Origin of the sequence: Micromonospora sp. LOL_015 (genome assembly GCF_048060275.1) — a bacterium.
In the GTDB taxonomy this organism is placed as follows: domain Bacteria; phylum Actinomycetota; class Actinomycetes; order Mycobacteriales; family Micromonosporaceae; genus Micromonospora_E.
In genome coordinates, this window is record NZ_JBHMIO010000148.1 from 1 (window position 1) to 993 (window position 993).

The following is a 993-nucleotide window of genomic DNA, read 5'->3' on the forward strand; positions in this document are numbered from 1 at the left end:
CCAGGAGGACTTCCCGAAACTATTACCGGGCTTCTCAACGTAATCCGTAAATGCGAAAGATCTCCAACTTCGTTACCGTACGTAATGTGGCAGGAAAGTGTTCCAACGATCTGCGGAACCCGGTCTTGAGGACCTTCCAACACTTCAGGTGGGCGACAGCGCGTTCAACGGCGGCGCGAAGCCGGTTGAGTGCGGTGTTGCACGCGCGTCGGACCTCGGTCAACTCCCGACCCCGAGGCTTCTTGTACGGACTCACGATGCCGGCACCCTGATACCCCTTGTCACCGATCATCCCGGGCCCGCCGGGGGCGTGGTGGCCGGCCCAACGGGCGGCGATCCCGGACACGTCGAACGCCTTCCGGTCGTGCATGCCACCCGGACACGGATCACCCACATCGACCACCCGCCCGGCGAGGTTGGCCACCACCTGCACGTTCTGCCCACAGAAGCCCTTCTTCTCGGAGAACAACCCGTCGACGCCGTCGCGTTCCCCGACCGGCACGACCAGACCATCGACCAGGACCGCGTCCCGACGGGCCCGGTCACGGACCCGCTCGTACAACGGGGTCAACACCATGTCCACCAGCGGCTCCAACTCCTCCTGATACCGCTCCACGGTCGTCGAACCGCAGCCGAAAACCTCACCGATCACGTCCGGCGCCAGATTGTGCCGCAGCCCGAACAACACCAGCACCAACGCCGTGTACAGCGGCAACGCCCGAGGGCGCCCCACCGGCAGGTCCCAGTCGACCAGCGCGTCCACCTGCTCGTACAGCCAGTCCAGTTGATCGGAATCCAGTCCGGTCATACGCTGGCAGCGCGACGGCCGGCCGTCGATCGTTTGAGTCCACACAACCCAGATGATCTAGACGTCGCCGGCCGCCGTTTCCACAAGCGACACGCCCAACTTGGTCACACCACAGACCGTCACCCCACGTAACATCGACGAACCTCGGTGCCAATCGGCTCGAAGCCTATTGGGAAGTCCTCCAG

1 protein-coding gene is annotated in these 993 nt (G+C 63.9%); it reads right to left on the minus strand.

Annotation, left to right across the window (positions count from 1 at the left end; translation table 11 throughout):
- Positions 1–34 precede the first annotated feature (34 nt).
- Complete coding sequence (locus tag ACFHWU_RS29205; RefSeq protein ID WP_416592312.1) at positions 35–808, minus strand: transposase family protein; 774 nt, start codon at positions 806–808, stop codon at positions 35–37.
- Positions 809–993 lie beyond the last annotated feature (185 nt).

Excerpts from the sequence above, each read along its gene's own strand:
- ACFHWU_RS29205 (WP_416592312.1), bottom strand. The coding sequence starts at position 808 with ATGACCGGACTGGATTCCGATCAACTGGACTGGCTGTACGAGCAGGTG.